20 protein-coding genes are annotated in these 21,492 nt (G+C 62.1%); 6 read left to right on the top strand and 14 right to left on the bottom strand.

Features of this window, described 5'->3' with window-relative positions; all coding sequences use genetic code 11:
* Window positions 1-70: 70 nt before the first annotated feature.
* From METLI_RS00210 to METLI_RS00195, 4 genes are read right to left on the bottom strand one after another with little or no spacing between them, the layout of a single operon-like run.
* The gene (locus tag METLI_RS00210) at window positions 71-1,222 is read right to left on the bottom strand and encodes a glycosyltransferase family 4 protein (RefSeq protein WP_048103544.1); all 1,152 of its coding nucleotides are present in this window, start codon (window positions 1,220-1,222) and stop codon (window positions 71-73) included.
* Entirely contained in the window at window positions 1,200-2,387 is a 1,188-nt protein-coding gene (locus METLI_RS00205) for a glycosyltransferase family 4 protein (protein ID WP_004037019.1), read from the bottom strand. Before METLI_RS00205 ends, METLI_RS00210 begins: the two co-directional genes overlap by 23 nt.
* A gap of 43 nt (window positions 2,388-2,430) precedes the next feature.
* Complete coding sequence (locus tag METLI_RS00200; RefSeq protein WP_004037018.1) at window positions 2,431-3,606, bottom strand: glycosyltransferase family 4 protein; 1,176 nt, start codon at window positions 3,604-3,606, stop codon at window positions 2,431-2,433.
* A 51-nt stretch (window positions 3,607-3,657) separates the two neighbouring features.
* A complete protein-coding gene (locus tag METLI_RS00195) occupies window positions 3,658-4,632 on the bottom strand; it encodes a glycosyltransferase family 2 protein (protein WP_004037017.1) in 975 nt (324 codons plus the stop codon).
* Window positions 4,633-5,321: 689 nt separating this feature from the next.
* On the opposite strand from METLI_RS00195, the gene METLI_RS00190 reads away from it, so the two are divergent.
* Window positions 5,322-6,254 carry an AEC family transporter gene (locus METLI_RS00190; protein ID WP_245529375.1) on the top strand — a complete coding sequence of 311 codons (933 nt, stop codon included), beginning with the start codon at window positions 5,322-5,324 and terminating at the stop codon, window positions 6,252-6,254.
* 9 nt (window positions 6,255-6,263) lie between these two features.
* Here the strand turns inward: METLI_RS00190 and comE are convergent, their stop codons facing one another.
* From comE to METLI_RS00160, 6 genes are read right to left on the bottom strand one after another with little or no spacing between them, the layout of a single operon-like run.
* On the bottom strand, window positions 6,264-7,388 hold the full coding sequence (comE, locus tag METLI_RS00185) for a sulfopyruvate decarboxylase subunit beta (protein WP_004037015.1): 1,125 nt from the start codon (window positions 7,386-7,388) through the stop codon (window positions 6,264-6,266).
* On the bottom strand, window positions 7,381-8,652 hold the full coding sequence (locus METLI_RS00180; protein ID WP_004037014.1) for a cysteate synthase: 1,272 nt from the start codon (window positions 8,650-8,652) through the stop codon (window positions 7,381-7,383). The genes comE and METLI_RS00180 overlap by 8 nt, the downstream gene beginning before the upstream one ends.
* Before the next feature lie 12 nt (window positions 8,653-8,664).
* Window positions 8,665-9,891: a methanogenesis marker 16 metalloprotein gene (locus tag METLI_RS00175; protein WP_004037013.1), complete on the bottom strand. Its 1,227-nt coding sequence runs from the start codon at window positions 9,889-9,891 to the stop codon at window positions 8,665-8,667.
* A complete protein-coding gene (locus METLI_RS00170) occupies window positions 9,888-10,490 on the bottom strand; it encodes a (Fe-S)-binding protein (protein ID WP_004037012.1) in 603 nt (200 codons plus the stop codon). The genes METLI_RS00175 and METLI_RS00170 overlap by 4 nt, the downstream gene beginning before the upstream one ends.
* The gene (locus METLI_RS00165; RefSeq protein WP_004037011.1) at window positions 10,491-11,198 is read right to left on the bottom strand and encodes a GTP-binding protein; all 708 of its coding nucleotides are present in this window, start codon (window positions 11,196-11,198) and stop codon (window positions 10,491-10,493) included.
* Window positions 11,195-11,974 carry an ATP-binding cassette domain-containing protein gene (locus METLI_RS00160; RefSeq protein ID WP_004037010.1) on the bottom strand — a complete coding sequence of 260 codons (780 nt, stop codon included), beginning with the start codon at window positions 11,972-11,974 and terminating at the stop codon, window positions 11,195-11,197. Before METLI_RS00160 ends, METLI_RS00165 begins: the two co-directional genes overlap by 4 nt.
* 180 nt (window positions 11,975-12,154) lie before the next feature.
* Here METLI_RS00160 and METLI_RS00155 point away from each other — a divergent pair, with 180 nt between their 5' ends.
* The 5 genes from METLI_RS00155 to argB are packed head-to-tail and all read left to right on the top strand — an operon-like array spanning window position 12,155 to window position 16,632.
* The gene (locus METLI_RS00155) at window positions 12,155-13,066 is read left to right on the top strand and encodes an ADP-ribosylglycohydrolase family protein (protein ID WP_004037009.1); all 912 of its coding nucleotides are present in this window, start codon (window positions 12,155-12,157) and stop codon (window positions 13,064-13,066) included.
* A 60-nt stretch (window positions 13,067-13,126) separates the two neighbouring features.
* The gene (gene argC, locus METLI_RS00150) at window positions 13,127-14,113 is read left to right on the top strand and encodes an N-acetyl-gamma-glutamyl-phosphate reductase (protein ID WP_004037008.1); all 987 of its coding nucleotides are present in this window, start codon (window positions 13,127-13,129) and stop codon (window positions 14,111-14,113) included.
* A gap of 13 nt (window positions 14,114-14,126) precedes the next feature.
* On the top strand, window positions 14,127-14,618 hold the full coding sequence (locus METLI_RS00145; RefSeq protein WP_004037007.1) for a CBS domain-containing protein: 492 nt from the start codon (window positions 14,127-14,129) through the stop codon (window positions 14,616-14,618).
* A complete protein-coding gene (gene argJ / locus METLI_RS00140; RefSeq protein ID WP_004037006.1) occupies window positions 14,615-15,766 on the top strand; it encodes a bifunctional glutamate N-acetyltransferase/amino-acid acetyltransferase ArgJ in 1,152 nt (383 codons plus the stop codon). The genes METLI_RS00145 and argJ overlap by 4 nt, the downstream gene beginning before the upstream one ends.
* The gene (gene argB, locus METLI_RS00135) at window positions 15,763-16,632 is read left to right on the top strand and encodes an acetylglutamate kinase (RefSeq protein ID WP_004037004.1); all 870 of its coding nucleotides are present in this window, start codon (window positions 15,763-15,765) and stop codon (window positions 16,630-16,632) included. Before argJ ends, argB begins: the two co-directional genes overlap by 4 nt.
* 231 nt (window positions 16,633-16,863) lie before the next feature.
* Here the strand turns inward: argB and METLI_RS00130 are convergent, their stop codons facing one another.
* From METLI_RS00130 to METLI_RS00115, 4 genes are all read right to left on the bottom strand, one after another.
* Window positions 16,864-17,181 carry a DUF2769 domain-containing protein gene (locus METLI_RS00130; protein ID WP_004037002.1) on the bottom strand — a complete coding sequence of 106 codons (318 nt, stop codon included), beginning with the start codon at window positions 17,179-17,181 and terminating at the stop codon, window positions 16,864-16,866.
* Window positions 17,182-17,240: 59 nt separating this feature from the next.
* Entirely contained in the window at window positions 17,241-17,714 is a 474-nt protein-coding gene (locus METLI_RS00125) for a chemotaxis protein CheW (RefSeq protein ID WP_004037000.1), read from the bottom strand.
* 16 nt (window positions 17,715-17,730) lie between these two features.
* A complete protein-coding gene (locus METLI_RS12245) occupies window positions 17,731-19,884 on the bottom strand; it encodes a methyl-accepting chemotaxis protein (RefSeq protein WP_004036998.1) in 2,154 nt (717 codons plus the stop codon).
* A gap of 366 nt (window positions 19,885-20,250) precedes the next feature.
* Entirely contained in the window at window positions 20,251-21,429 is a 1,179-nt protein-coding gene (locus METLI_RS00115; RefSeq protein WP_157203167.1) for a DUF362 domain-containing protein, read from the bottom strand.
* Between the last annotated feature and the right edge of the window lie 63 nt (window positions 21,430-21,492).

Here is a 21,492-nt window from a genome sequence, read left to right as displayed (position 1 = left end):
GGCGACGCCAAGGATCGCCAGGTTCCGGTCAACATGATTGATGAATCGAGAGAGATCGAGCGCCGTGATATCACCCGCACATCCGCTTCAGGGCCATGGAGCATTTCTGGACTGCGGCTTCGAAACCGAACTCCTTTTCTACGTGATGCATGCCCTGTGCTGCGATTGTTTCGAGGTCTGGATGGCGAAACGCCCTGATTACGTTCAGGGCGATACAAGCGGGGGAGTTGTCGTTCATGATAAAACCGGTCCGGCCGTCCTGTACGATCTCGGGTATCACACCCACGGCATGGGCAACGACCGGCGTTCCGCACGCCATCGCTTCAAGCATCAGGTTGGGGAGCCCTTCGGTATAGGATGGCAGAGTGATCAGCCTGATCCTGTTTAAATATTCCGGAAGTTTCTCATGCGGGATCCATCCCTCGATCCGCACCCGATCCTGAATGTTCATGGCAGCGATCTGCTGTTGAAGTTCGCCCTCGAGAGGGCCGCTCCCCCCGATCAGGATCCTGGCCTCAGGGAGTGCTTCCAGAATTGACGGCACGGCCTGAACGAAATTTCTCACCCCCTTCTCCTCGCTGAACCTTCCGATGAACGCGATCAGCGGTTCGCGCCCATCCATACTTTTTTCCAGGTGAAACCTCCCGAAGTCGATATAATGCTCATGGGCGATATGCACCTTTGCCTCAAAAGGCTCCAGGTGGTATTCCTCGACGAGGCCGTGGGCGTACAGGACGACCCCGGTGGCCAGCGTCGATGTGAGGCAGGTCAGCGCCCTGATCGTATGCCCGAACCTGCCCCCCGAACTCCGGGACTTTTCGATCGCCGACCCCGCAAACATGAGGAGCACCTTTTTGCGGAGGATTCGTGCGGTCAGCATCGGCAGCAGGAGGAGATCGCCGCCGATAAAGAAGATCCATACGTCCACGTCCCTGATCTGCACAACCTTGCGCGAGATCTTCACCTGGGTCGCCAGAAACCTGATCGCCCTTGCAATCGGGCTTTTCGCTTCCTCGTGGGATATACCGAAGGTTCTGAACCGTTCGTCGCTGGAAAATGCGATGTAGCCGTCGTTGCCGGTGATCAGGGAGGGCCGACCCCCTGAGAGGGAGCAGGTGATCTCCATGAGGTGCGAGAGCGGAATGGTGCCGGCCTGTGCGATCGGGAAGGTGAGGACACCGATGGTGCGGCTCCCTGCTTCACCCGCCGATGAGTCCTGCATAAACATCCTCTGTCATCTCCGCAACTTTCTCCCAGCGGAACGCCTCTGCTTTTTTCCTTGCGTTTTTTCCCATGCGATCGCGCACCTCATCGTTTTTCAGGAGAGAGAGGATCCGATCGGCAAGATCTGCCGGGTCACCGCAATGTGCGCACACCCCGTTATATCCTTCTTCAACGATCGCCCTGAAACATTCGAGATCGCTCACGACGAGAGGGAGGGATGCGGCCGACGCTTCGAGCAGAACGATGCCGAACGACTCCGAGGTCAGCACAGACGGAAGAACAAATATCTCGGCTGCATTATAATAGAGGGTCTTCTCCTCTTCGGTGACGAACCCCGCAAACCTGACACGGTCCTCGACGCCGGAACTCCGGCATAGCCTGACGAGTTCTCCTTTCATCTGACCGTCGCCGACGAAGACCAGGTATGCGTCGGGGAACTCCTCAACGACATGCTTCATCGCCTTGATCAGCACGTCAGGTGCTTTCACCGGTGTCAGGCCTCCGACAAAAAGGACGATCCTGCCTGTTTCCGGGAGTCCAAGCCGCCTTATGCATTCAGCCTTCGAGTACGGCGTACAGAAATCCTCGATGGCGACACCGTTCGGGATATGTCTGATCTTGCTGTGGAAATCCCTGAGGTAATCGGACTGGCCTGACTGCTCCTTTGAAAGGGCGATGATCGTGTCGGCCCTGGCGAGCAGTTTTTTACAGAGGAATGCGTTCTGCAGGTACACGCCGAGGCGGCGGCCTGGACCGCCAAAACCACTCGAGTAATCCCCGTGATAGGTGACGACAAACGGCGTCTCTCTCCCGGCATAGAGGCATCCGATCAGGGGTGCAGGATGGTTGCCCATATGTGCGTGGACGATGTCGGGTCGCTCCCCTGAAAAAAACGGCCTGTAAAGGATTTCCGGGGAGAATGGACTGTGCCCGATTGAAAAACGCCTGCCGTACCGAATGACGGTGATGCCGGGGTAGTCCTCGACGACCGTATCGGGCCCGATGGCGGTGGTGAAGATCGAGATCTCGTGCCCCCGTGCCGCCATCTGGCGGGCCAGATGGTAGGCCACCATCTCGACGCCGCCCCCGATATAAGGCTCTGTCAGGTCCCCGGTCTCAAGGTTTTTGTACGGGAAGGTCTGGGTGAAATATCCGATTCTCATCTCTGCAACCTCCGGATAGGATGAACCGACAGGAGCGGTTCTGTCATTCGTGTTCAGGAACGTGGTACCCGAAGATTCCCGGCAACTTCCTTCTTCTCCTCAGGTTTATCGACTCGAGGGTGTCTTCGTAGAGTTTGCAGGTCAACTCGACGGTTTTTCTCCAGGAATAGTTGTTAATGACCTTGTACCTGCCGTTTCTGCCGAAATCTCTTGCCATGTTCTCGTCTTCGAGGACTGTTGCCACCGCGTCGACGAGGGCCCGGACGTCTCCCTTCGGGAACATCAGACCGGCGTTCTGGACGATATCTTTCAGGTGAGGGAAATCCGAGATGATGACCGGAAGCCCGCAGGACATCGCTTCGAGCATCGTCCTTGGCACACCTTCGTACAGGCTCGGCAGGACGAATATGGACGATCGCCGGTAGATCTCGGGCATCTCATCGTACCGGGAGAAATCTCTGAGCGAAACGCTCTCCTGCAGCCCGTAGCGTGCGATCAGGTTTTCTATCTCAGGTTTTCCCGGGCCGTCCCCCACCAGCACGAACTTCAGATCCGGGTAGCGCTCTCTCAGGATATGCGCCGCTTCGATGAGAAAATGAGCCCCCTTTCCGGGAACCAGGCGTCCGACAAAGAGGACCGTCCGTTCGTCGCCGGCCGGGTGCGGCGCCGGAGAGAACATCCCGGGATCGATCCCGTTCGGGATCAACTCGATCTTATCCTGGTCTATGCCGAACTCATCGACGAACCTCTGCTTCTCAAGCGGGGTATAGCAGATGATCCGGTCGGCGGCATTGAGGGTTGCCCGCCCGAGCGTTCTCATGTAGCCGTTGTTCACCCATTCGGGTGCGCTGCTGGACATAATGCCGTGATTTGTGATGATCAGCGGGGCGGACCCGAACTTTTTGACGGCCGCACAGAAGTTGGTGGATAAATACAGGTGCGAATGCGCATGGATAATGTCGTAATGGTTTCTCCCCCTCATCAGTTCGACGAGGAGCCGCGGGTTGAATGAGTTGCCCAGCACCCTGAAGGAGACGGGGTACTCGACACGCACGTAGCCTTCGGCCGGCTCCGGTGCCGTCATCTGGCGCGGCGGCAGGGTGAATACCGTCACCCGGTGTCCCATTTCAGCCTGCATTGCAGACATCTCATGGGCATGAATCGCATTTCCTCCTGTTATGTATGGATAGAGGTCGCTTGCAACCCGTAATATCTCCATGTATTTCCCCCCCTCTTTTCTTCCGGTCACAGAGCCGCTTTCAAAAAGAGATCATGACTCCTTTGCCCTGATCATCTGGACGAGCGTATTGATGGTGAGCCCTGAGGTGATCAGGAGCAGCCCGGTGATGCTCAAAAATACGCTCAGCACCGACTGCAGATAGGGGAATATCAGGGTCGCCGAATAGGTCGAGTATGCCCACGCTCCCACAGCGATGCCGGCGCCTGCAAGTATGAGCCCGAAGAGGCAGAACGTGAGCATCGGCTGTTTGTAACAGATAATTCCCATCAGGTTGGTGAGCACGCCGATGCCGTGCACGACCGGGTTCTGTGAAGAGGTGTTTTCGAGATCATATCTGACGGTGATCGGGATCTCCACGCTTTTCAGGCCTTTCTCAGCCATCTGTGTCAGGATCTCCGATCCGGCGCTCATGTCGCCCCCGGTGATCCTGATCCGTTCGATCGCGCTGCGGCTGTACGCCCGGTAGCCGCTCTGTGAGTCGGTCACCCCGGTGCTCCCGGCCATTGCCGTGGCATGATCGAGGATTTTCATTCCCAGAACGCGGTAGCCCGGTATGTTCTGGCTCTTTTGCATGAAACGGGAACCGATGACGATGTCTGCGTTCTCCTCGGCAAGAGAGGCGAGGAACCCGGGTATCATGGCGGGATCATGCTGGCCGTCACCGTCCAGGATCACCATCTGGTCGATGTTGTGATCCTTTGCGTACTGGAAACAGGACTTGAGCGCCGCCCCATAGCCCTGGTTTTTCTCGTGCGAGACGACAACTGCACCGGCGGCTCTGGTGATCTCGGCGGTGTCGTCGGAGGAACCGTCATCGACCACAAGGACTTCGTCGACATATTTCCGGGCTTTCAGTATGATCGACCCGATGGTGACTGCCTCGTTGTAGCAGGGAATCGCCGCAAGCGTACGTTTTGGGCCCTCCCAGGCAGATGATTTGTAGGTCGCCAGGTCTATGGGTATGCTGTCCCTATGAAACTGTATTGTCGCTTCTGTTTTCATCATTCGTGATCCCCCGACATGATACCAATCAATGATTTGACGATTTTCCGGGGGTACTGGCGGATGATGCGCTATGATAGGGTTTTCCTGCGGTATATCTACGCATGAAACCATATTCCGACAGCAGAAGTCCTTACTTTCCTCATAAGGCGCGAACTGCTGCCTCTGCTCATCAGCATGATCTGTCCCCCCCGGACGATCTCAGCCGTAAGGTGTAGAGCCTGAACCCTAATCGACTATCTTGTATATAAATATTTGCACGATATTGAATCTAAAAATCGGTTCTGGAGCCGCATTGGGATTAAATCATTAATAATATAAATAATATCATATTATATTCCGATCAATGGCGATAACGGTTGAAATTTTCAGGATCTAGATTCTACCACTCCTTGTTCGCCTCTACCTGCTGCTTTTTTAGACAATCTCTCATTTGTGTGCTGATGCGATGTTTTAACGCTCTTATTTGATTAATCCAACGTTTCTGCTCTGATCGCTCTGATCCATTCGCTGCAAATATTTTGTATTTTTTTCACCCTGTGCATCGTCCTGTACGGTTCATGTGAGGAGTTTTCCCGGGTTCTCTCACCTCCTGTTCTGGAGAGGAGAACGCTCCTGGCCCCTCCTCTCTGCAGGCAGAAGGGTAATGGGTGATGAGGGCTCATCTTTGAGGACAGACGGGGTTGTGCTGGATGGACGGGATGCTGATGGAGTTTTTGACCGTGGCCGACCAGATCTTTATTCTGGTCCTGCTCATCGCCGCCGGCTATATCGCCCTTGCCGCCGGCATCCTGGACCGGCACTCGACCAGGAAAATCTCGGGGTTCCTCATCAACGTCACCATTCCGGCCCTGATCGTCGCCTCCATGCAGGTGCCTTTCTCTTCGACCCGCCTCGCTGAAACCGGGGAGTTGCTGATCCTCACCGGCATTCTCTATATTTTTTCTTTCTTCTTTGCCTGGCTTGTTTCACGGACACTCTCCAGATCGCCACGCGAACAGGGGGTGTACCTGTTCGCCGTCGTCTTCGGCAATGTCGGGTTTATGGGTTTCCCCCTCATTGGCGCCATCTACGGGAGCGATGCGCTCTTCTTTGTCGCCATCTTCAATCTGGTCTTCAACATCCTCGTCTTCTCGGTGGGCATCGCCATGATGACCAGGGGGCGGAGCGAGGGGTTCGACCCGCGGATGCTGCTCAACCCCGGCATCGTGGCCTCGGTGATCGGGTTTCTTCTCTTCCTTGGATCGGTGGAGATCCCCTCGCCCTTCATCGACTCGATCGAGATCCTGGGGAACGTCACCACGCCCCTTGCGATGATCATCGTCGGGGCGCTGCTCGCCACTTTCCCTGCCGGCGAGATGATCGGGAACTGGCGGACGGCGCTTGCGAGTTTCGTCCGCCTCCTCCTGGTTCCGGTGGTGTTCTGGTTCCTTCTTCACCCTTTTGTCGCTGACCCCCTGATCTTCGGCGTGCTGATCACCCTGGCCGCGATGCCGGCCGCCGCAAACACCTCGATCTTCGCGGAGGAATACGGTGCCGACGCGCGGCTGGCGTCGCAGGTCGTCTTTGTCTCGACGATCTGCTCGCTCGTGACTATTCCGCTGATCACGACGGTGCTGGTCTGAAAAAAGGGGTCAGGGCTCCTGCAGCGCCGCCATGAACCGGTCCCTGATCGCCTCAGGGGAGAGGGGTATATTCGGCACGGTGGCGTTTTCCGGCCTGATGATCACGTGGATGAAGTTCGGGCCGCCCCCTGCTGCGGCTGCCATCGCCTCCCCGATGCCCCGCGGCTCTGATGCCTTCCATGTCCTCGTAAAGCCCGCGGCCCGTGCCATGAGTTCGAGGTCGGCCCCTGTGGCGGCGCAGGTGGGCTGGTTGCCGGTGGACCCGAAGGCCCCGTTGTCCAGGCAGACGATCGTGAGGTTCTCAGGCGCTCTGGCGGCGATCACCGGGAGGACGGCGCTGCCGAGGAGACTCCCGTCGCCGTCCAGCACCACGACCCTCCGTTTCGTCCCGAGGGCGATCCCGAGGCCGACGGCCGATGCCTGGGTGTAGGAGCCGAGCATATAGAAGGCGAGCGGTCTGTCGCCGGCCGCATAGAGTTCCTTGCTCGGGACGCCGATGTTGGCGACGACGGCGGCGTCTGCAAGGTGCGGGACGATCGCCCGGATTGCGTCGTACCTCGCCATCGAGGGCTCCGGGATCTCGCGCCGGTAGGTGAGGGCCGAGGTCCTGGCCCGCTCCGGCGCCTCCCTGCAGCCTGCGGTGCACCTCTCCCCCTCCCAGACCCGCGGCGAGATCAGGGCGATATGCGGCCTCTTGTGGGTAAAGGCGTCCTCGATCACCTCTTCTATTCGCCCGAGGTCGCCGGCCTCCATGATCTCGGTGTGCCTGATCTCGAGGGCGTCGAGGAGGGCGGGCAGACGGCTGTTGAACGGGACCTGCGCCGGGATCTGCTCCCTGTACACCCCGCGCCAGCTCGCAAGGACCGGCAGGGGAAGACCGAAGGTGACCGTAAGGGACATGACGGCGTTGAGCATGTTCCCGAGGCCTGAACTCTGGATAACGACGACCGGCCTGAGCCCTGCCAGGACGGCGCCGGCGGCGATGCCGACCCCGTCCTCCTCGCGGTTCAGCCCGACGGTGCGGATCCGCTCTGGAAGGAGGAAGCAGAGGTCGCCGGCCCGGTCGCAGGGGAGGGTGAGGGCGAGGTCGATCCCTGACGCCTTCAGCAGGTCGCATACGCCCTCTTCATGCATGGCGCTTCACCCACGAGAGGACGTCGGCGGCGATATCGCCTGCCCCTGTTCCTGCGGCGACCTGAAAAGCGGGCCTGACGACGATCTGATCGTGGTCCTCGGCCGCCCGTTCGTAGCCGCCGCCGGTGATGTTGAGCAGGACGGTCGAATGGGGATCGATCTCCCCGGTCTCCACCGCCTGGATGAGGGCGGCGACCGCAACGGCGGCGGCGGGGTCGAGATCGATCCCCTCTGCCTCGACAAACCTCTTCTCCGCGTCGCGGGCATCCCGGTTCTCCACCGCATACATCGCCCCGCCGGTCGCCGTGAGGGCGTCGAAGACACCGCCGCCCACCCCGTACGGCGGGTTCCGGTTGGTCAGCACATCGGCGTACACGGCGGCGATCGCCGATCGCGCATCCCGCATGTCGGTCTCAGGGAGGATCTTCCGCCGTCCTGCCCGCCACGCACTGACCATCGGGACGAAGGGGGCGTTCTGGGCGAGGTGGAGGCGGGGGAGGGCGCCGCCAAAGCGCCCGTCGCCGATCAGCCGCATCGCCGCTTCCCATGCGGCGATCCCCCCGGTCCCGCTCCCGACCGCCTGAATGTAGTGATCGGGGATCCGCCCGATCGTCACGGCGGCGTCGAGCATCACCGTGCCCATGCCGTCCCTGCGGGCGACGTTTTTCGCCCCGCCCTCCGGGACGAGGCCGGCATGCGTGCAGAGATCGTTTGCGGCGGCGATGGCGTCGGAATAGTCGCCGTCCACCGTGACCAGGCAGACCTTCTCCGTCTCCCTCGTCGTCCAGAGCCTCTCCGCGGCGGCCGACGGCACCACCACCACGACCGGGATCCCGGTGACGGCGGCGGTCTGGCAGAAGGCCCGGCCTGTATTGCCGGCCGAGGCGATGACGAGCGTCCCCCTCCCGGTCTCCTTCATCCGCACCACCGTCGGCAGGGCCTCGAGCTCCTTGAACGAGCAGGTCGCGATCTCTGCGTTCCGCTCAGGCCAGTAGCCGGAAAAACCGATCCAGAGGTTCTTCATCCCGAGGTCCCGTGCAAGCCCCTCCGAGCGGTAGGTGACCGGTCCGGCCGGCGAGGGGATCGTCCCCTCGACCGGGAGCCAGTCTGCAAAGCGGAATATGCCGGGTTCTTTTCTGAGGTCGAGGGTCCGCTTCAGGTAGACGGTGCGGATCAGGGCATTGCACCCGGCCGGGCAGGACAGGGTGTAATGGTCTTCCATTCTCTGCCCGCAGTCAGGGCAGAGCAGGGTATAGGGTCGCATATCATCTCTCCATCATGGTATCGGGAATCTATGGTCCAGGATCCTCTCCCTGAGGTCTGCGCAGAGGGTCTCGGCGCGGTTCCGGTCTGACTGGCGGAGGGTGATCGGGACCCTCACACCGTCGAGGGCGATGGCGCCGAGGTCGGCCTGTACGGCCCCGCCGGTGCAGGACGAGGCACAGGCGCCGCATGAGACGCACAGGCCGGGATCGATCCCTTTCCCGGTCATAAAGGCCCCGGTCGGGCAGACCGCCCCGGCGGCACAGTGCTCGCAGAAGGCGCAGGCGGCGATATCGTAGGTCACGTGCCGGTCGGTGCCCTGCCATACCTGGCCGTAATCGGCAAGGGCGAAGGGCCGGCGATCGTTGATGTCGGCCACCGGCAACGGGATTCCCTCGTCGAGCACGGAGAGTGCATCGAGAGCGGCCCGGTCGAGGACCGGGATCGCCGTTGCGATCGCCGTGATGCACTCGGGCCCTGCCGAGGTGACGAACCCCCCGCAGTAGCGGGAATCCATCTCCCTGATCTCGGCGAAGGCCATGATGTTCGGGCGCTCCTTTGAAGAGCGCGTGCCCTCGCCCATCACAAAACCGGGTGCGCCGTTCACGAGCACGCGGCTCCCTGGCCTGATGAATCGCAGGGCGGGATCGTTCTCGATCGGGTTGATCTCCCCGCACCCGCTGACCGAGGCCTCCCTGCAGGGGCCGAGGAGCCCTCCGGTCGAGAAGATTGTCCTGACAACGGAGTGCTCCCGGTTCACGTAGGCGGTATAGTTCTTGAAGGCGCTCCTCGTGGTAAACAGCCGTGCGGCATTGCACTCGTCGATGGTGACCGTTCTCGCGTACTCCCGTCCGCCGGCGGCGACCTCGACCTCGATCGCCTTTCCTGCCACAAGATCGGCGAAAAGATGACCACCGCCATAGCGGGGCCCGGCCTGCGCCGTCCCGTAGACGATCAGGTCGACAAGGCCGAGCCGTTCGTTCGGGCAGGGGCCGGGAAACGCCGGGACCCCGTTCAGGCGCACCGATTCGGCGCGGGAGAAGACTCCGGGTTCGGTCACCGGGAGGGAGAGGATCGCCGCCGTGCCCGACATCACCCCGCAGGTGCCGCAGGTAACCACATCCACATCCCCGGGCGTCAGCCGCTCACCCTCGCGGATCCGCTTCTTGAGGTCTGCGGCGGTGAGCACGACGGCGTCTCCGCCCCTGATCCGCTCCCCGATCTCCTCGATCCTTCTCATATTCTGATGTCCTCCACCCGGATCAAGAGTCCCTCTGGACGCTCGATCACCATATTGGTAACGCCGGTATGGGTGAGGGCCATCATGCAGAACCCCGGGAGGAAGCGCTGGCGCATCCCGAAGGTCGGGGGGCGGCGTATCACGCGGGCAAGCCCTTCGAAACCGATCATGTGGTAGGCCTGGACGTCGTGACAGGAGGCGCCCCGCGAGAAGGCCGGGCCGACGACATGGGTCGTCAGGACGCCGGTCACCGGGTTGGCGTCGATCACCCGCAGGACATGCTGGACCGGGCACCCTGCCCCCATCGGGCGCCCGAGCACGATCTCCCCCTCTGCGATCCCCCATCTCTCGACGAGGTCGGGGCGGAACGGCAGGACGATCTTGCGCGCCGAGGGCTCGCCAGGGGCGGGATCGAGGACGAAGTCATAGGGGTTGCCGAGGATATCGCGGAGGTCCTGCGCCGCCTGTTCGCCACCCGTCTCCTGATAGAACGGGCAGTCAGGATACGACCGCTCCCCTGACCTGACCATCTCCAGAAACGCTCGGCAGGTCTTCGCACCGCAGAGCCCGCAGTTCTTCCCGGGAGGTTGCCAGGCCATTCACTCCCCCCTGAAGATCCAGTCGGCGCCGTCGAGTTTCCTGACGACGCCGAAGTGGCGCTGCCACCCGATCTCCCTCTTCCCGACACATATAGTGCAGACCCCGAGGGGCGGGACGCCGCGGACCTCGATCGTCTCTTCGTCCTCGATCTCCCCGGCCTCCTCGATCCTGCGGATGAGATAGCGCATGCCGGTGCCCTGGAGGGCGTTTGTCTCGACGATCTCGATCCCCGGCGCCACTTCAAGGATACGCTCGCGGAAGACCTCCTTCTCGGCCTGCGAGACCAGGTCGATCCTGGTGACCACCGCCACGTCGGCAAGGGCGATCATCGGGCCCATCTTGAGGGGGGCATGCGTGCCCGAGACCGCACTGATGACGACGATCCCGAGGGACTGCGTGAGGTAGGGCGAGCAGCGGAGGCAGAGCCCGGCCGACTCGACGATCAGGATATCGGCGCCCTCGCCGGCGGCCCAGGCGATTGCGTCCCGCATCACCATGATGCCTGCATGGTCAGGGCAGAGGTCGCCTGAATAGACCTTCCGCGCCGGGATGCCGAACTCCTCCTTCAGTTCCTCGTCCTCGAAGGCGCGCACGACATCGATCTTCAGGTAGGCGATCGCCGCCGTCGCCCGAAGGTTGCGGACGATCTGCCTGACGACCGCCGTCTTGCCCGCCGAGGGGGGACCGGCAATGACGATCAGTTTCATGAGGCGAATGCGGCTTCGGTGATCGACTCGCCGGCGCGGATCCGCTCTCTCAGGGCAGAAAGGATCCCGTCCATTTTTCTGATGGCGGCAAGGGCCTTTTCCTCCTCCCCGTCGCGCTCGATGATCTTTGTCACGGTGCCGTTGCGCATCACGATCCGCCGGTCGCACATCAGGGAAACGAGAGGGTCGTGCGTGACGAAGATGACCGCTTTTCCATATGCCCTGAGGGTCTCGATCACCCGGTCCTTGAAGATACCGGCGTTCTCGACCTCGTCCAGGATGATGATCGGGGTGTTGCCGATCGTGATGGCGTCGGCTACCATCAGCGAGCGCGTCTGGCCGCCCGAGAGCGCGGTCATCCGTGCGCCGGCGGTGATCTCTTCGCCGGTGAACTCGTTTGCGAGGGCGATCGTCTCCGCAACGATCCCGTCACGCTCGATCCGTCTCGACCGCACATGCATCGAGAGGAACTCCTGCACCGTGAGATCGGCGAGGCACTTCGTGTTCTGGGTGATCAGGGCGACCGGTTTTTTTGATGGGTCCCGCACGAGATCCTCGGGTGGCATCCCCCCGTTGACCAGAACGGTCCTGCCGGTGGCCGTATCCTCCCTGGCGAAGATCTCGATGTCCCCGATAAGGGCGCTCTTGCCCGATCCGGTGGGGCCGACGATGGAGAGCGTTTCGCCAGGTCTGATCACGATCCGATCGAAGGTCTCCTGCATGCCGTTCTTGTCCCTCCCCGGGAGAACGGTGATCTCGGTGATCTCCGGGTCCATGCATGCGGGTGCGTGCCCTCTGCAGATAATAGTATCTTTTTGTCATATTTTTGCGATACATTTGTGCTTAATATTCTATTTTATTGGACAAAAAGGAGAATTGGATCTCAAATTCTGTGTGGTGGTCTTCCTCCCGGTTTTTCGAAGGGCTTATCTTCTCCTCCACTCCATACGGGAATAATGCTGGACCGCTTCAGGGGCTGCATGCTCGGGGCCGCCATCGGCGACGCACTCGGCATGCCCGGTGAGAGTGCGGCGATGAACCTCTCCCACATGTACCAGGGCTATCGCCGGGCCTGGAAATGGCATCCGAACGCCCATCTGGAGCCCGGCCAGTACACCGACGACACCCAGATCATGCTCCTGGTCGCAGGCCTGATCGCCTCCGGGAACTATTCGGAGGAGCGTTATGCCGCCGATCTGGCGCGGCTCTGCATGGAGGGCGATCTCCGCTTCCCGGACGGATCGGTGATGTCGGCCTGCGAACATCTCCTCACCTGCGGGATCGAAAAAAGCGGCGTCAGCTCCGATACCTCGGGGTGCATCCCCCTTGCCGTGCCGTTCGCCCTCCGGTACAGCGACGCGGTGGAGCGCTCCGGCCGCCTGGTGAAGGCCTGTTCGGTCACGCACACGAACCCGGTCGCCCACGCCGGGGCGGTGACGGTGGCCGCCCTCCTCGCCAGCGCCGTCCATGGCGAACGGGAACCTTTCGCCGCGGCGGTGCGCTGTGCGGCGGCCGAGGATCCCGAACTCGGGAGGCGGATCGGCCGTGCTCTTGGGCTCGAACAGGAGGGGATCAGCCTTGAAGGCGCCCTTCCCTCCATCGGGAGCGACGTCTCCATCTACCAGACCGTCCCGATCGCCTTTTTCCTGATGGGGCGGTACAGCGACCCTGCAAACCTCCTGTACGTGGCGGCGAACATCGGTGGGAACACCGACACGATCGCCTTCATCTGCGGGGCCTATATCGGTGCGAAATTCGGCGTGAGCGCGCTCCCTCCCGACCTGCTCGCCGGGCTTGAGAACCGGGAGGGGATCGATCGCCTGGCCGGCCTGCTCTTCGACGCCGCATCGCATCCCTTACCTGCCTGAGGTAGGTCTCCTCCCCCTGACCGGCAAAGCATTAAGTTTTTTCTCCGGTATATCTCCTGTATGGATGTCGCAATCGTAGGGGCGTCGGGCTATGCCGGCGGTGAACTGATCCGCCTCCTCCAGACTCATTCTGAGGCTGAAGTGGTCACGGCGACCTCGCGTGCACTGGAGGGCCGTCCCGTCTCCTCCCAGCACCCGCACCTGCGGGGCTATACCGATCTCGCCTTCTCAAACCCTGCTCCCGGGGATATCGACGCTGACTTCGTCTTTCTGGCGGTGCCGCACACCGCGGCAATGAACTATGCCGGCGCTCTCCTTGAGGGCGGGGCGCGGGTCGTCGACCTCTCGGCCGACTACCGGCTGCCAAAGGCGGTCTTCGAGGCCGTCTATGGCGTCCCCCACACCGACTACTTCGAAGCGCCGTACGGCATCCCCGAGCTCCGCCGCGACGAGGTCCGGGGGAAGCAGTTCGTCTCGAACCCTGGGTGTTTCCCTACGGGTGCGACCCTTGCGGCGGCGCCGCTCGCCAGGCAGGCGGCCTACGTGATCTACGACTCCAAGACCGGTGTCTCGGGCGCGGGAGACAACCCCTCGGCGACCACCCATTACCCGAACGTGGCCGACGGCGTGAACGCCTACAAGTGGACGTCGCACCGGCACCTCGCCGAGATGAAGCAGGAACTCGCCGCCCTGGGATCGTCGGCGCACTGCTTCTTCACGCCGCACCTCGTCCCGGTGAACCGCGGGATCCTGACGACGGCGCACATCATCCTGAAAGAGCCGATGGGGCAGGAAGAGGTGGAGGCGCTCTACCGCCACTTCTACCAGGGCGAGTACTTCGTCCGCCTCCAGAAGCCCACCCTTTCCGCGGTGCGGGGGAGCAACTTCTGCGACATCGGGGTGGAGAGCGAGGGCGAACGAGTCGTCGTCGTCTCGGCTATCGATAACCTGGTCAAGGGCGCTGCAGGGCAGGCGATCCAGAATATGAACATCATGTGCGGCTATGCCGAAAATGACGGGCTGAAAGTGCCCCCGTGCCTCCCGTAAGGAGATGAATCAGATGAAAGTGCGTGAAATCATGACTGTAGACCCGGTCACCGTCTCGCCCGAGGAAACGGTGCGCCGGGCGGCGTCGCTCCTGCGGCGGCACAATGTGAGCGGACTCCCTGTCGTCGATGAGAACGGGGTTGTCGGCATGGTCACCGAGGCCGATATTCTCGCCCTGCTCAAGACCGGCGATCTCTCCAGCGATCTCTGGCTCCCTTCCCCCCTCGAGTTCATCGAGGTGCCGATCAGGGAGGCGATCAACTGGGAGAAGACGAGGGCGGCGCTCTCAGATGTCGGCGAGGTGAAGGTGCGGAGGGTGATGTCGATGCCGGCGATCGTCATCTCCCCTGACGAGGAGATCGATCGGGCGGCGGCCGTGATGCTGAAGGAGGGCGTCGCCCGCCTCCCGGTCGTCGAAAACGGCCGCCTTGTCGGGATCGTCGCCCGCCGGGACATCGTGCAGGGTCTTGGCGCCTCGTTCTCCGAGGAAGGTGGGGTGGAATGAGGAGTATCTGCGCCATCGAGGGCGTCGAGGCGGCAGGCATAAAGGAGGGGAAGTACGGCCTCGCCATCATCCGCGCCAGCGGCACCGCTGCGGCGACCTTCACCTCCAACCTGGTCTCTGCCGCCCCGGTGAACCTGATGCGCGAGCGTATTGCGGCCGGGCGGCTTGAGGCGATCGTCGTGAACTCCGGGTGCGCAAACGCCTACACCGGGAAGAAGGGCTACGCGGACGCCGTCGAGATGAGCCGGATCGCTGCCGGTGCCCTCGGGATCGAGGCCGACCGGATCGGGATCGCCAGCACCGGCGTGATCGGCCGGTACCTGGACCTCGAGCGGATCGGGCGACAGTGCAAAGAGGTCGTCCCGCTCCTCGAGCACTCGGCCGCGGCCGAGACAGCGGCGGCCCGCGCCATCATGACCACCGATCTGGTGGAGAAGCATGCTCTCATCGAGGCCGACGGCTTTTCGGTCGGCGGGATCTGCAAGGGGAGCGGGATGATCGCCCCGAACATGGGCACGATGATCGGCGTCATCTACACCGACGCCGAGATCGGCGCCGCCGACCTGCAGACCTCCCTGCGACTGGCAGTGCGGCGGAGCTTCAACCGCGTCGTGGTGGACGGCGACGAGAGCACGAACGACTGCGCCTTCTGCACGGCGACGGGTGCCGCCGGCAGGGTGCCGCAGGCTGAGTTCGACGCCGCTCTCCAGGCATGCTGCGCCTCGCTTGCGCAGCAGATCGCCGCCGACGGCGAGGGTGCCACAAAGCTGATCGAGGTGCGGGTTTCGGGTGCGGTCGACGAGGAGGCGGCCGAGGCCGTCGCCAGGACGGTCGTGGGATCGTCCCTGGTGAAAACGGCGGTCTACGGCGAGGACCCGAACTGGGGCCGCGTGATCGCCGCCGCCGGGCGCGCCGGCGTGCGTTTCGATCCTGACGCCGTCTCCCTCACCATCGGCGAGGGCGAGGCCGAGACCCCCCTTGTCAGGGACGGCGTCATCGTCTCAGACCTGGTGCGGGCGAAGGCGGCGATGCACGGCCGCCGCGTGGTCTTCACTCTCGCGATCGGCGAGGGCGAGGGTTCGGCCGCGGCCTGGGGCTGCGACCTCACCGAGAAATACGTCGAGATCAACGGGAAGTACACCACATGAAGCGCGAAGAAGTGTTGATGGAGGCGCTGCCCTACATCCAGCAGTTCCACGGCCAGACGATCGTGATCAAGCTCGGCGGCCATGCGATGGTCGACGAGGAAGTGCTGATGAACGCGATCAAGGACGCCATCCTCCTCCACTATGTCGGGATGCGGGTCGTCCTGGTCCACGGCGGCGGCCCCGAGATCACCGAGAAGATGAAGGCCCTGGGCAAGGAGCCGAAGTTCGTCGGCGGGCTGCGGATCACCGACGACGAGACCCTGGAGATCGCCCAGATGGTGCTCGTCGGCAAGATCAACGACGGCATCGTCTCCCTGGTCGCCCGGTGCGGTGCTCTCGGGGTCGGGCTCTCGGGTAACGACGGCAACCTGATCATGGCGAAGAAGATCGGCAAGCAAAAGGTCGTGATCGGCGACGAGGAGCACGAGGTCGACCTCGGCTATGTCGGCGAAATCGAGCGGATCAACCCGGAGATCCTGGACACCCTGCTGAAGAACAACTATATCGGCGTGGTCGCCCCGATCGCCATCGACCGGGCCGGTCGCAGCCTTAACATCAACGCTGACACGGCGGCCGGCGAGATCGCCGTCGCCCTCGGCGCCTTCAAACTGATCAACCTTACCGACGTCGACGGCGTGATGGACAAGGAGCGCACGCAGGTCTTCCGCCGTCTCCGCGTCACCGAGACCGAGGACCTGATGGCCGACGGCACGATCTCCGAGGGGATGATCCCGAAGATCGGCTCCTGCGTCAGGGCGGTGCGCGGCGGGGTGCCCCACGCCCATATCGTCAACGGGAACAAGCCCCACACGATCCTCCTCGAACTCTTCACCGACGCCGGCGTCGGGACGATGATCACCGAGTGAGGGTGTGGATCTCTCTCCCCGCTCTTTTTCTGCTCCACTCGAGCCCGTCCATCCAGCATTTTCATCCCCAGACGCTCCGGCCTCCCCGTCCCCGTATATCCGGGGGCAATCGTGTGCGGGGGGTCCGGGGGTGCAACTCCCGGGCAGAGGCGAACTTCGCTATTCGTTGTATCGCATCTTCTCCCGGGGAATCGCGCGAAGATTCAAAAAAGAGATGAACCTGATCTCCGATCAGACCATCTTCGATCCCCAGAGGGTGTTCTCGTAGCGCTGCGCTTTTTCCGATCCCCTTGTGCAGAAGGACGAATATTTAAGGCCCAGGTCCTTTGCCACCGGGCATGTCGGGCAGATGCACTCCTTCTCGTAGGGAATGCACATGAAACTCTTCCCGGTGGCGCAGAACATCAGTTCGTTCCCGTTCTTTGCGCAGGTCGTGTAGGATGGGCATGTCGGGCAGGTGCACATCGCTTTCTTCTCTTCCATGACCGCCTTCTGCTCTTCCGGGGCCATCTTTTTCATTTCCTGGAGTGTCGTCTCAAAGGTGTCCACTTTCTTTCCCCCGGAAGAGAGACATGCGTGTCGAAATATATTCCTTTCCCTATCCTCGTTCAGGCGCCTGCTCCGGCCAGGTTCTGGAGCATCTTTGCCATATCGATCCAGATTATCAGCCCGGTGGAGCCGGTGTTCCCTCCCTCTCCCGCGCCCTCCCTGATGATCCCCTTGATATAGGCCTCCTGGCAGAGGCTCTCGTCCATCCCCTCCACGTCCTCTTCGGCGACCTGCAGCACCGAACGGACGTCGTCGACGATGATCCCGAGGTTCGATCCCCCTGCCGCCTCGGGTACGAGGACGATGATCTTCTTCTCGGCCATCGCCTTCTGGTCGGGGATCTGGAGGAGGCTGTTGAGGTTGATGATGTTCGTGATCTCGCCCCTGAGGTTTATGATCCCGGCGATAAACTCCGGCGCCCGCGGTACCGGGGTGAGCGGGACCATCTCGACGATCTCGCGCGCCATCACGATATCGAGGGCGTACCTGGTGCCCCCGATCTCGAAGTCCACGACGTCCACAGATGTGCTCATCCGACTCGCCCTCCCCCTAGATCCTGAACCGGCCCATCTGTTTCCTGAGTTCTGAGGCGAGTTCGTTGAGCTCGTGCGTGGCGCTTCCGATCTCTTCGGTCGAGGCGCTCGTCTCCTCGGCAAGGGCGGCCAGGTCCTCGATCTGGTCGAGGTTGTTTCTGGTCAGTTTGGTCCCGTCGTCGACGATCTGGACGACCGAGTTGCTCGTGTTCGCCTGGTCCTCGATCGCCCTCGCGATCTCGCTCACGTCGTGGGTCACCATCCCGGCCCCCTCGACGATCTGGTTGAGCGCCCGGATCGCCCGGTCCACACTCTCGACGCTCGAGGTGATCTCGCTGTTTGCCGACATGATCGCCCGCGCCGTCTTCTCGCTCTTTTGCTGGATCGTCGTGATCAGGTTCTCGATATCGTTGGTCGCCTTCTTCGACTCTCCGGCAAGGTTTCTCACCTCGCCTGCCACGACGGCAAAGCCCCGCCCGTGCTCGCCGGCGCGTGCGGCTTCAATTGCGGCGTTGAGAGCGAGGAGGTTGGTCTGGTTGGAGATGTCGGTGATCAACTTGACGATCTTGTTGATCTGCCGCATCTCCTCGTTGAGCTGGGTGATATCGGTGGCGCTCTCGGTGGCGATCTTCTCGACGATCGCGATCTTGGCGTTGGCCTCTTTGCCGAGTTTCTGTGCGTCCCGCCCGGTCTGGGCGAGGCCTTCGGCCCGTTCGAGCACTTCCTGCGAGGTGCTTGCGATCTCCTCGTTGGAGGCGGAGAGGTCGCTGATCCGCCGGCTGATCTCCTCCATGCCGGTGAGGGTTTTCTTGCCGAGATCGGCGCACCGCTGGCTGGTGAGCGCCACCTGTTCGGTGGCCTGTGCGATCTGATCGCCGCCTTTGCTCGCCTCAAGCGTGCCGTACTCGACCTTTTCAGCCGCATCAATGACCTGCCTGAACGCTTCGCGGCTGTTGACGATGATCCTGTTCAGGGCGTCCTTGAACTCCCTGAAATCTCCGGCGACCGGGACGCTGTCGGAGAAGGACCGGGTGTAATCCCCCTGTGCGAGCGCTCCGGCCACCTTCATGCCCTCGTCGAGCGGTTGGACGACGGCATCCAGGAGGTTGTTGACGCCGTCGACGACATCGGCGAACGACCCGCGGTGTCTGGAGGCGTCGGCTCTCACTGAAAGTCTGCCCTCCCGTCCCGCCTTCGCAAGCATGTTCGCGTCTTCGACGAGGGCGAGGAGGCCCTCCTCCATGGCGATGAGCGCCGGGCGCAGGTTGTCGTTCTCTGATCTCTTGCCGATCTTCTTGAGTTCGGTGAGATCGGAGAGGTCACCCTGCGAGATGTGGGTGACAATCCCCTGTATGATGAGCAGGCGGTCCATTACCTCGTTTATCGCCCCGGCGAGCGCACCGTAGCCGCCCTCGTAGTTTCCCTCCATCCTGACGGTGTAGTCGTTGACCGCCATGCGCTGGAGCACTGCAACGCACTGATTGAGCGCGAGGAGCTTTTCAGAGCAGAGGTTGAGATTTTTCACAAGTGTTCCGAGATCGCCCTTGTAGTTCCCCTGGACTTTTTCAGGCGTTATGCCCCGGCTGATTTGCTCCACATGGCTGGAGGCGAGCTGGAGTGGCCCGGTGACGGCGTCGAGGATCCCGTTCACGCTCTCTGCAATCTTGAGGAAGTCCCCTTCTGCTTCGAGGCTCGCCCGTGCCGAGAGGTTTCCGTTCCGCGCCTCTTCGCCAACCCGCAGGAGGTCGCTGACCATCCTGACCTGGGCCGTGGTGTCCGGGAAGTATTCCACCGCCCCGGCGATCCGGCCGGAGGCGTCCCTGAACGGGATGCCGGTGCAGGCGATCCAGCGGCCGTCGCTGAGTTCGTTGTTGATGTTGCTGGTGCGGCCCTCGTCCATGGCGACCCTGCACGGGCAGTTTTTCGAACCGCAGAGTGCGGTTCTGTAGAGATCTCTGCAGGGCTTTCCTATGCAGTCGGCGGCTTTCATCCCGAGGAGGTCGGCCGCCGCTCTGTTGATATAGACGATGCGGTAGTCTTGGTCGATGATATGGAGCGGGAGGGGGATCTGGTCCATTCCCTCCGCCAGGACTTCGCTTTTCCTGCTCTGCTCCTTGATTGCAGCGATCTCGCGCCGGCAATCTTCGATGGTGGCATCCTGTTCTGACATTTTTCTCCTCCCCTCCGTTGCGGCTGCTGGAACTGAGGCGGATCCTGGTGTTCTGCTGTGTGCCGGCTATCCTCTCCCGTCCTCCCGGTGAGAGGACGTGTTTCTGGGGTGTATTCCGCCGCTTACTGATCTTTTTAAAGTCACTATATATTATTTTTTCTAACCTTAATTTTTAAATTTAAAAAAATTATATCAATTATTTTTAGAAAAAATCCCTTTTTTAATCGGATATTCTAATTCGGTGTTGGTCTGCCTGGTGGGGCGGCTGGAGGGCGGTCGCTGGCGCCTGGTTTCGATAAATCTGGCCGCTGGCGTTGGCGGGAAAAATAGTGGTTTCTCTTCTTGAAAACGGAGATATGGTGAGATTTACCTGAGGAGCGCCGAGAGCACCCTCGCCACCGGCCCCTGCCGCAGGTCGATCGCCCCGAAGGTGCACATCTCATGGCAGCAGTAGCAGCGGATGCACTTCGTATGGTCGATCTCTGCCTTTCCTCCCTCGATATGCACGGCCGCGGCCGGGCAGGTGCGGACACACCGCCCGCACCCGGTGCAGCGCTCGGGATCGGGGACCGGGAGGGGGCGGAGGTCGGTCCCCCTGCGCTGCAGAGACCTGAGGATCTGCCGGTTGATCCATGAAGTCCTCATCGTCCCCTGCCCGGTGGACGGGCGCCTGAAATCCAGGACGGTGACCGCCGCCGGATCGTCGCCGGCGATCCTGACGTCCCCGAAGTCAGGTCTGACCATCTCCCGCCGCACCGCCGCCGCCACCGTGGGGATGGAGGCGGGGTCCATGCCCATCAGCCTGATCGTCGCCACGTCCACGGCGGTCGGATCGGCGCCCGCGAGGACCGCCCCGATCGGCCGCGGCTCTCCTGACATCGGGCCGTCGCCCTCCATCCCGACGACGGCGTCCATGATATGGAGCACCGGAGTGACGCAGCTGTTGAGGTCCAGGAGCATCCCGGCGAAGTCGTCCGGTTTCCTGAACCTGGCATGAAAGATCGGCTTTTCAAGTCCGGGCACGATCCCGAAGAGGTTTTTTACCGCCCCGGTATAGCCAGTGAAGAGATGCGTCTTCGCTTTGGAGACGACGACGACGGCATCGGCCCTGAGCGCCTCCTCGATGATGGCGAAACGTTTCATCACCGTTCCCTGCGGGTAGGAGACGGTTCGTGAGGCGGTGTCGGTCGAGAGGGTGACGCCGGGGATCGCCGCAAGCGCTGCGAACCCGGACTTCTCGTAGGCGCGGCCGAGGTTTTTCTCCGTATAGCGCGTCCCGGCGCCCGGGGAATCGGCGATGACGACGGTGCAGCCGTAGCCGACGAGCAGGCGGGCGACGGCGCCCAGCACCGCCGGGTGGGTGGTGACCGCCTGCGCCGGTTCGGCCCCCATCAGCATGTTCGGCTTGAGGAGCACCCGCTGGCCGGGCCTGACGAAGGCGCCGATCCCGCCGACCAGCCCGATCGCCCGCTCCACCGCGCGATCGACCTCGCCGGGGTCGTAGCGCCGGCAGTGGACGAGACCCACCTGTTTCTCTCTCATCATCCCTCCCTGTTTTTGCGCCGCTCTGATATATGCGATGGGGCAGGTGCACCCTTCGCGCCTGAT

The organism is Methanofollis liminatans DSM 4140, from assembly GCF_000275865.1.
Lineage (GTDB): Archaea > Halobacteriota > Methanomicrobia > Methanomicrobiales > Methanofollaceae > Methanofollis > Methanofollis liminatans.
This window is presented reverse-complemented; position numbering and strand designations above follow the sequence as displayed.

Coding starts and splice junctions, on each gene's coding strand:
- METLI_RS00210 (WP_048103544.1), bottom strand. CDS start 1,222: ATGCAGGACTCATCGGCGGGTGAAGCAGGGAGCCGCACCATCGGTGTC.
- METLI_RS00205 (WP_004037019.1), bottom strand. CDS start 2,387: ATGAGAATCGGATATTTCACCCAGACCTTCCCGTACAAAAACCTTGAG.
- METLI_RS00200 (WP_004037018.1), bottom strand. CDS start 3,606: ATGGAGATATTACGGGTTGCAAGCGACCTCTATCCATACATAACAGGA.
- METLI_RS00195 (WP_004037017.1), bottom strand. CDS start 4,632: ATGATGAAAACAGAAGCGACAATACAGTTTCATAGGGACAGCATACCC.
- METLI_RS00190 (WP_245529375.1), top strand. CDS start 5,322: ATGGACGGGATGCTGATGGAGTTTTTGACCGTGGCCGACCAGATCTTT.
- comE (WP_004037015.1), bottom strand. CDS start 7,388: ATGCATGAAGAGGGCGTATGCGACCTGCTGAAGGCGTCAGGGATCGAC.
- METLI_RS00180 (WP_004037014.1), bottom strand. CDS start 8,652: ATGCGACCCTATACCCTGCTCTGCCCTGACTGCGGGCAGAGAATGGAA.
- METLI_RS00175 (WP_004037013.1), bottom strand. CDS start 9,891: ATGAGAAGGATCGAGGAGATCGGGGAGCGGATCAGGGGCGGAGACGCC.
- METLI_RS00170 (WP_004037012.1), bottom strand. CDS start 10,490: ATGGCCTGGCAACCTCCCGGGAAGAACTGCGGGCTCTGCGGTGCGAAG.
- METLI_RS00165 (WP_004037011.1), bottom strand. CDS start 11,198: ATGAAACTGATCGTCATTGCCGGTCCCCCCTCGGCGGGCAAGACGGCG.
- METLI_RS00160 (WP_004037010.1), bottom strand. CDS start 11,974: ATGGACCCGGAGATCACCGAGATCACCGTTCTCCCGGGGAGGGACAAG.
- METLI_RS00155 (WP_004037009.1), top strand. CDS start 12,155: ATGCTGGACCGCTTCAGGGGCTGCATGCTCGGGGCCGCCATCGGCGAC.
- argC (WP_004037008.1), top strand. CDS start 13,127: ATGGATGTCGCAATCGTAGGGGCGTCGGGCTATGCCGGCGGTGAACTG.
- METLI_RS00145 (WP_004037007.1), top strand. CDS start 14,127: ATGAAAGTGCGTGAAATCATGACTGTAGACCCGGTCACCGTCTCGCCC.
- argJ (WP_004037006.1), top strand. CDS start 14,615: ATGAGGAGTATCTGCGCCATCGAGGGCGTCGAGGCGGCAGGCATAAAG.
- argB (WP_004037004.1), top strand. CDS start 15,763: ATGAAGCGCGAAGAAGTGTTGATGGAGGCGCTGCCCTACATCCAGCAG.
- METLI_RS00125 (WP_004037000.1), bottom strand. CDS start 17,714: ATGAGCACATCTGTGGACGTCGTGGACTTCGAGATCGGGGGCACCAGG.
- METLI_RS12245 (WP_004036998.1), bottom strand. CDS start 19,884: ATGTCAGAACAGGATGCCACCATCGAAGATTGCCGGCGCGAGATCGCT.
- METLI_RS00115 (WP_157203167.1), bottom strand. CDS start 21,429: ATGATGAGAGAGAAACAGGTGGGTCTCGTCCACTGCCGGCGCTACGAC.